This window comes from Rhizobacter sp. P5_A1, from assembly GCF_056400745.1.
This window is the reverse complement of record NZ_JBFUKR010000058.1, coordinates 1-7,539: the sequence shown is the minus strand read 5'-3', so window position 1 is coordinate 7,539 and position 7,539 is coordinate 1. Positions and strand designations below refer to the sequence as shown.

Genomic DNA, 7,539 nt, shown 5'->3' with positions numbered 1-7,539 from the left:
ACGATGTTCCGCGAGCTGCGCAAGCTGGGCGCGACGCCGGATCTGGCCGCGCGCATTGCCTGCAACGCAAGAAGCTGGTGGCGCAACAGCGCCATGGGCCTGAACCGCGTGCTGCCCATCATCTTCTTCGACTGTCTGGGAGTCCCGCGATTCTCCTGACCTCAACTTCTCGAACCGCCCGGTGCGGACCCGCATGCCGGGTGGTGTGGGAGGGGCCCGATCAGCGATGATCGGCTCCTATCCCGATTGAGCGGGGGGTGTTACGCCGAGGATGAACCAGGACCGCCCGGAAACCAGCACCAATGCTAGGTTTTTTGGGTCCGGCACCCTGTACAGGGTCGGGCGCGTTATTGCTTTTCTCAATGACCACGCGGAGCAACCAATTCGCGCATTCGCAGGGGCACTCGACCTCAATCCTGTCTCGTTATTTCATCGTCCGTGACATATTCGGGGCCAGCAGACCGCCCCCTCGCGGAAGTGCGGACGAAGACCAGCTCGAACTCGGGGGTGCCAATGTTCGTGGCCGACTGATTCGGCGCCTACTCCTTCACCCGTCTGTCGAGAAGGTTCAGAACCCAAGGGCTGAAAGATGCCCCCTCGAGCATCAACGCGTGGATGCGCTGTCGAGCGCCCTCGGGGTTGTAGTCCAACCGCTTGAAGGATTCTGATACCCATTCCATCTTGGTGAGCAACTCGACGGACTTGAGCTTCGGCGCCAGCTCTCGCCAAAGGAAGAGTTTGCGCAGCCACCGCCAGGCCGTGTAGCCGGTCATCACAACCCAAGCGGCAACCTCGTTGCCCTGGGTAAGGGTCCAGGCCACTGCAAACGACAGGCCGAGCTTGAGAAGTTCAGCCAGCGTCTCCCCGGCCCACGTTTTGAAGTCCGTGCGGGCCTGTATGGCAGTCAGCACTACCGGTTTGACCGGAAGTCCCTGCTTCTGCCTGACGTTCTGATTCCCGCAGAGATGACGCCTGGACGGGGAATGCGGACTGTTTATGACCTCATGTGCCAAGCGGCGGGGATGGAGGGCTCGGCCAACTACGGGGTGGACGGCGAATGGAAGGCTGCCAAGTGACGCCGGAAGGGGTACGGGAGCTTTGACTTCGGTCCCGCAGTCGACGTCGTTGAGCGGGGCCGTCATCATGGCTGAACCACCTGGCGGCGCTACAGCATGACTCTCGTGCCCTTTGGGCTTCGACCTGACGGGCGCCTGATTGACGCCGGCATGGCCGAGCGTGGGAAGGCATGCAACTGCGTCTGCCCTGGATGCAAGCGGACCTTGATTGCTCGGAAGGGCACCGTCCGCGTGGAGCACTTCGGACACGAGGCCGACACCGATTGCCGCCGTGGCGCCGAAACCGCTCTGCACATGGCGGCGAAGCAACTTGTGGCCGAGGTGCCCTGGCTAGATTTACCGCAGCTGAGCGTGACCGCGCGTCGCGACGACCCTGAGTTCGGTACCTTTCAGGCGACAGCGAGCTACCACGACATCAAGCAATGGCACTTCGAATCCGCACAGGCGGAGGTGGAACTTGAGAGTATCCGGCCCGACGTCGTGGGCGTGGGTGCAGGCGGCGAGAGGTACGCGGTCGAGATTCGTGTCGCTCACAAGGTCGACAAAGAGAAAGCCAGGTACATCCGTTCAATGCAGCTCCCCTGCATTGAGATTGACCTGCGCCCATTGGTTGGGAAGCTCATCTCGTTCGACGAGCTGGCGGACCATCTGCAGCGCGACCTTGCGAGCAAGACGTGGATTCATCATCCGCGATTCGGGGAGTACGAAGCGGCCCTCCTGGCGGGCTTCGACGATTGGCGAACCAAGCGGGCCGCAGAGATTCTGCTTTTCACACGGCTGGCCGATGAACGTCAAGAGGACGCAGCCCGAGGGCAGCGGAGGCGTGACGAAGTTCAGCGGCGCAACAACGAGTTCCGTCAGCGCCCGCTGACCGAAAAGTGGGCCCGGCTCTATGACGAACTCGGCGTTACGGAACAGAACTGGCCACGACACCTGGCGGTGGAGGTGCGTGAAGGCGTTGATGCCTTCAAGGTCACCAAGGAGATGTGGCAAGGGGCACTTTTCTCCCGCTTCATCTTCGGTTGCGGCAAGGGCGACCGTGTCGGTCAGCCGGTGTACTCAGTGCCCATTATGGAAAGCTGGCTTGCTCAACGGTACGGCGTACGCGAGCGGTCCAGTGCACATGCACAGTCCGCTATCAGGCTGTATCTCGCCTACTTGGCGAAGTGTGGGTTCCTTGAGAAGCTAGAAGGCCAGTACGTCGTGGCCCATGACGGACTGCTTCCGCCGTCTGCGCGGTCGCACGAAGCCGGAGTCGACGAGAAACCTGCGCCGGAGCCCTTCCGCCGGGAGCCTTCGGACACGGACGCCCGTCACCAGGCGAAGCCACACCGAATCGCATGGCGGACGGTCTGGCCAGACGAGGACCGGCTTCGCAAGTGGGCACACGAATATGCAGCATCCAACATGGAGCCGGGCTTTCGTCCCGATGACTTTGCTGTGGCGCTCCTGTGCTGCGCCGATGAGCCCAGCGCCGGGGCCACGTTGAGGCTGCTTGAGGCTGCTGGGGGCAACGCTCGACATCTCCATGGACTGCTCAAATCGATGGCAGTGACCGAGGACTCCTGGCGGTACTTGTCCGGGGGAGAGTTGCCGCCGTGGCAAAGGGCTTAGACCTGAGGCTGCGCCCCAGCGGCGCCGCTCGACGGTGGCCGTCTTCCGGTCCACCAGACGCCAAGGCGTAGCCCCACTGGTTGCGACGACTGTTGCCCGGCAGAATGGGCGACCAAGACCAATATGGAGGCGGGGATGTCTGACGCTGTTGCATCAAAGCCCAGCTGGAAATGACGGATGAGGTGGTCAGCGATGTTTAACGACGTGACCGAGCCGGGGTACGCCTCTCGCACCACCCGCTTTATCTCGTCCAGGAGGGCTCCGCGCTCACCGTACCGGCCCTTCCAGGCTTTGATGGGGGCTATGGTCGCGGCGGCCAAGGTGCTGTTGTAGCGCTCGATGAGCGCGTCACAGGACGCCCGCGTTTCGCGTGCCTTTGCCAGCTCGGTCTGTAGCTCAGCCATGGCTTGTTCAATGCGCAGCACCTGACCATCGGCCCTTGCGCGGGTTTCGGCCAGTCCCAGCAGGTAGGAGGGGACCTTCTTGATGTCGTAAATGAAGTTCGGGGCAACCATACCTGCGGTACAGCTACCCCGAATCGTCGTTTTCGGCCTCTGACGCCGTCCGGCGCAAGTTGTAACGGAAGCCGGTTCATCCTCGGCGTAACACCCTGAGCGGGCGTCAGCCGGGCAGGGTGGACATCGCCCAACGGCCAGGCGGCAGCGCGTCGACGCCGCGTTCGCGCAGGCGCCGTGCGAGTCTCAGCACCGCGCGGTCGTGGCTCAGCAGCCAGCGGGCGCCGCAGGTTACCGCAAGGTCGATGAACTTCTGGTCGTCCGGATCGCTGCATCGCAATCGCCCGGGCGGCCCACCGGGGACTGGCGTCGGCGCCCCGACGCAGTGGCGGTCCCAGTGCGACCACAGCGCCGGCAGGTCGGGTGCCCAGGCGTCGAGGTGGCCGCGCGCCAGTACGTGTGCGAGCTCTTCGCGCATCGCCGCGGTGGCGGTCCAGCGCAGGGCGCCGGCGACAATCGCCGTGCCCAGTGCGCCGCAGGCAGGGTCACGGAACACCAGCCAGTCGAGCACGACGTTCGTATCGAGCACGACGATCGGGGCCGAGGCGGCGGAGTCGGGCAAGGCCATCCCGGCATTGTCGCCGCGCCGAGTGCGATGTCTTGCAGGCCCTGGCGCATCGGCATACAATAGAAGGCTTTTCGGCAGACACTGCTGCGCTCTTTGCTGGGCAACTTGACTGGATTCAAGGTTCGAGGGTCGTCACGATCCCGGATCGTCCCAGTCGGGCGCACTTCCCAGAGTTGCATGGCCATTTGGCTTGTTCGCCGGAAATCAGTGACTTCAAACGGGAACAAGTTACCAATGCCTACCATCAACCAACTCGTGCGTCACGGTCGCGAGACCGAGATCACGAAGTCCAAGTCGCCGGCGCTGCAAGGCGGCCCCCAGCGACGCGGCGTGTGCACCCGCGTGTACACCACGACCCCGAAGAAGCCGAACTCCGCGCTGCGTAAAGTGGCCAAGGTTCGCCTGACCAACGGGTTCGAGATCATTTCCTACATCGGCGGCGAAGGCCACAACCTGCAGGAGCACAGCGTTGTGCTCGTGCGCGGCGGCCGCGTCAAGGATCTGCCAGGTGTTCGCTACCACATCGTGCGCGGCTCGCTCGACCTGCAGGGCGTGAAAGACCGCAAGCAGTCGCGCTCGAAGTACGGCGCGAAGCGTCCGAAAAAGGCGTAACGCCAACGCCGGCCGAGAGGCTGGCATCATCATTCGTCAAGTCGTCCCGGCTTGCCGAGTAAGTTGGATGGCCTCACATAGGCTGTCCGCGGCGGGTGCGAAAGCAGCTCGCCAACTGAAGCAAAAGGAAGAGAAATGCCTCGTCGTCGCGAAGTCCCCAAACGGGACATCCTCCCCGATCCGAAGTTCGGCTCGGTCGATCTGTCCAAGTTCATGAACGTCATCATGGAATCGGGCAAGAAGGCCATCGCCGAGCGCATCATCTACGGCGCGCTCGAGCAGGTCGAAAAGAAGTCGGGCAAGGATCCGCTCGAGATCTTCGTCACCGCGCTGAACAACATCAAGCCGATGGTTGAAGTCAAGTCACGCCGCGTCGGCGGTGCGAACTACCAGGTTCCCGTGGAAGTTCGCCCGGTTCGCCGCGTCGCGCTGGCGATGCGCTGGCTGAAAGAGTCGGCGCGCAAGCGTGGCGAGAAGTCCATGGCGCAGCGCCTGGCCAACGAATTGCTCGAGGCCGTCGAGGGCCGCGGCGGCGCGATGAAGAAGCGCGATGAAGTGCACCGCATGGCCGAGGCCAACAAGGCGTTCTCGCACTTCCGCTTCTAAACTTCTTTCGTTTTCCGTCCCGGCCGCTCCTCGGGTTTTTACGAACCCGCGAGCGGCTCACGCATTTGGAGTGCCATCATGGCCCGCAAGACCCCCATCGAGCGCTATCGCAACATCGGCATCTCGGCTCACATCGACGCCGGCAAGACCACGACCACCGAGCGCATCCTGTTCTACACCGGCGTGAACCACAAGATCGGTGAAGTGCACGATGGCGCAGCCACGATGGACTGGATGGAGCAGGAGCAAGAGCGCGGCATCACGATCACGTCGGCCGCGACGACCTGCTTCTGGAAGGGGATGGAAATGGGCTTCCCCGAGCACCGCATCAACATCATCGACACGCCGGGCCACGTCGACTTCACGATCGAGGTCGAGCGCTCGATGCGCGTGCTCGACGGCGCGTGCATGGTGTACTGCGCCGTCGGCGGCGTGCAGCCGCAGTCGGAGACCGTCTGGCGCCAGGCGAACAAGTACAAGGTGCCGCGCCTTGCGTTCGTCAACAAGATGGATCGCACCGGCGCGAACTTCTACAAGGTCTACGAGCAGATGAAGGTGCGCCTGAAGGCGAACCCGGTGCCGATCGTGATTCCGATCGGCGCCGAGGAAAACTTCACCGGCGTGATCGACCTGATCAAGATGAAGGCGATCATCTGGGACGAGGCCTCGCAGGGCATGAAGTTCGACTACCGCGAGATCCCGGCCGAGTTGCTCGAAGAAGCCAAGAAGTGGCGCGAGAACATGCTCGAAGCCTCGGCCGAATCCAGCGAAGAGCTGATGAACAAGTACCTCGAGTCGGGCGATCTGTCCGAGGACGAGATCAAGCTCGCGATCCGCACGCGCACGATCGCGGCCGAGATCCAGCCGATGCTGTGCGGCAGCGCGTTCAAGAACAAGGGCGTGCAGCGCATGCTCGACGCGGTGATCGATTTCATGCCCTCGCCGATCGATGTGCCGCCGGTCCCCGGCCACGATGACGACGACAAGGAAGTGGTTCGTCATGCGGACGACAACGAGAAGTTCGCCGCGCTCGCGTTCAAGCTCATGACCGACCCGTACGTTGGCCAGCTGACCTTCGTGCGCGTCTATTCGGGCGTGCTGAAGTCGGGCGACTCGGTCTACAACCCGATTCGTGGCAAGAAGGAGCGCATCGGCCGCATCCTGCAGATGCACGCGAACCAACGCGAGGAAATCAAGGAAATTCTCGCTGGCGACATCGCCGCCTGCGTGGGCTTGAAGGAAGTGACGACCGGCGAAACGCTGTGCGATCCGACCTCGATCATCACGCTCGAGAAGATGATCTTCCCGGAGCCGGTGATCTCGCAGGCCGTCGAGCCGAAGACCAAGGCCGACCAGGAAAAGATGGGCATCGCGCTGGGCCGTCTGGCCCAGGAAGACCCGTCGTTCCGCGTCAAGACCGACGAGGAATCGGGCCAGACCATCATCTCGGGCATGGGCGAGCTGCACCTGGAAATCATCGTCGACCGCATGAAGCGCGAGTTCGGCGTCGAGGCCAATGTCGGCAAGCCGCAGGTCGCGTACCGCGAGACGATCCGCAAGGCGGTCTCGGATGTCGAAGGCAAGTTCGTGCGCCAGTCGGGCGGCAAGGGCCAGTACGGCCACGTCGTGCTGAAGATCGAGCCGCAGGAGCCGGGCAAGGGCTTCGAATTCGTCGACGCGATCAAGGGCGGCGTGGTGCCGCGCGAGTTCATCCCGGCGGTCCGCAAGGGCGTCGAGGACTCGCTGCCGGCCGGCGTGCTCGCGGGTTATCCGGTGGTCGACGTGAAGGTCACGCTGACCTTCGGTTCGTACCATGAGGTCGACTCGAACGAGAACGCGTTCAAGATGGCCGCGTCGCTCGGCTTCAAGGACGGTTGCCGCAAGGCTGGCCCGGTGATCCTGGAGCCGATGATGGCGGTCGAGGTCGAGACGCCGGAAGACTACGCCGGTGGCGTGATGGGCGATCTGTCGTCACGTCGTGGCATGGTGCAGGGCATGGACGACATGCCTGGCGGCGGCAAGGTCATCAAGGCCGAAGTGCCGCTGTCGGAAATGTTCGGCTACTCGACGACGCTGCGCTCGATGTCGCAGGGCCGCGCAACTTACACGATGGAATTCAAGCACTACAGCGAAGCACCGAAGAACGTTGCCGACGCGATCATCACCGCGCGCGGCAAGTAAGAGACACACGAGCCGGTCTTCGGCGGGGTATCGCGAGCTGCCAGTGGCGCGCGAATCAGCACTCCGCCGGAAACCTTAAACACCTCACTGGCAATGCTCTTTACTCCCTGGAGATATTGAAATGGCAAAAGGCAAATTCGAGCGTACCAAGCCCCACGTGAACGTCGGGACGATCGGACACGTGGACCACGGCAAGACGACGCTGACCGCGGCGATCACGACCGTGCTGAGCAAGCTGTTCGGGGGCGAGGCCAAGGCCTACGATCAAATTGACGCGGCCCCCGAAGAGAAGGCGCGCGGCATCACCATCAACACCGCCCACGTCGAATACGAGACCAAGAACCGGCACTACGCCCACGTCGACTGC

Annotated in this window: 8 protein-coding genes; 5 read left to right on the top strand and 3 right to left on the bottom strand. The window is 63.1% G+C overall.

Features of this window, described 5'->3' with window-relative positions; all coding sequences use genetic code 11:
- Window positions 1-539 precede the first annotated feature (539 nt).
- Window positions 540-911, bottom strand: a complete 372-nt coding sequence (locus tag AC1DTW_RS27825) for a hypothetical protein (RefSeq protein WP_477985232.1) — start codon at window positions 909-911, stop codon at window positions 540-542.
- A gap of 261 nt (window positions 912-1,172) precedes the next feature.
- On the opposite strand from AC1DTW_RS27825, the gene AC1DTW_RS27820 reads away from it, so the two are divergent.
- Window positions 1,173-2,690 carry a competence protein CoiA family protein gene (locus tag AC1DTW_RS27820; protein ID WP_477985230.1) on the top strand — a complete coding sequence of 506 codons (1,518 nt, stop codon included), beginning with the start codon at window positions 1,173-1,175 and terminating at the stop codon, window positions 2,688-2,690.
- Here the strand turns inward: AC1DTW_RS27820 and AC1DTW_RS27815 are convergent.
- Together AC1DTW_RS27815 and AC1DTW_RS27810 are read right to left on the bottom strand one after the other, a co-directional pair.
- On the bottom strand, window positions 2,687-3,205 hold the full coding sequence (locus AC1DTW_RS27815) for a hypothetical protein (RefSeq protein WP_477985228.1): 519 nt from the start codon (window positions 3,203-3,205) through the stop codon (window positions 2,687-2,689). The two genes, AC1DTW_RS27820 and AC1DTW_RS27815, sit on opposite strands and share 4 nt — an antisense overlap.
- 106 nt (window positions 3,206-3,311) lie before the next feature.
- Entirely contained in the window at window positions 3,312-3,773 is a 462-nt protein-coding gene (locus AC1DTW_RS27810) for a PIN domain-containing protein (protein ID WP_477985226.1), read from the bottom strand.
- Between the two features lie 234 nt (window positions 3,774-4,007).
- Here AC1DTW_RS27810 and rpsL point away from each other — a divergent pair, with 234 nt between their 5' ends.
- The 4 genes from rpsL to AC1DTW_RS27790 form a co-directional block, all read left to right on the top strand.
- Entirely contained in the window at window positions 4,008-4,385 is a 378-nt protein-coding gene (rpsL, locus tag AC1DTW_RS27805; protein ID WP_047493174.1) for a 30S ribosomal protein S12, read from the top strand.
- A 135-nt stretch (window positions 4,386-4,520) separates the two neighbouring features.
- On the top strand, window positions 4,521-4,991 hold the full coding sequence (gene rpsG / locus AC1DTW_RS27800; protein WP_056473237.1) for a 30S ribosomal protein S7: 471 nt from the start codon (window positions 4,521-4,523) through the stop codon (window positions 4,989-4,991).
- Between the two features lie 78 nt (window positions 4,992-5,069).
- Window positions 5,070-7,172, top strand: a complete 2,103-nt coding sequence (gene fusA, locus AC1DTW_RS27795) for an elongation factor G (RefSeq protein WP_477985224.1) — start codon at window positions 5,070-5,072, stop codon at window positions 7,170-7,172.
- A 121-nt stretch (window positions 7,173-7,293) separates the two neighbouring features.
- Window positions 7,294-7,539 (top strand): GTP-binding protein (locus AC1DTW_RS27790; RefSeq protein WP_477980511.1); only part of this gene is annotated, 246 nt, incomplete at its 3' end.

Bases quoted from the DNA above. Each gene is read 5' to 3' on its own strand.
- rpsG (WP_056473237.1), top strand. From the start codon at position 4,521: ATGCCTCGTCGTCGCGAAGTCCCCAAACGGGACATCCTCCCCGATCCG.
- AC1DTW_RS27810 (WP_477985226.1), bottom strand. From the start codon at position 3,773: ATGGCCTTGCCCGACTCCGCCGCCTCGGCCCCGATCGTCGTGCTCGAT.
- AC1DTW_RS27815 (WP_477985228.1), bottom strand. From the start codon at position 3,205: ATGGTTGCCCCGAACTTCATTTACGACATCAAGAAGGTCCCCTCCTAC.
- AC1DTW_RS27820 (WP_477985230.1), top strand. From the start codon at position 1,173: ATGACTCTCGTGCCCTTTGGGCTTCGACCTGACGGGCGCCTGATTGAC.
- fusA (WP_477985224.1), top strand. From the start codon at position 5,070: ATGGCCCGCAAGACCCCCATCGAGCGCTATCGCAACATCGGCATCTCG.
- rpsL (WP_047493174.1), top strand. From the start codon at position 4,008: ATGCCTACCATCAACCAACTCGTGCGTCACGGTCGCGAGACCGAGATC.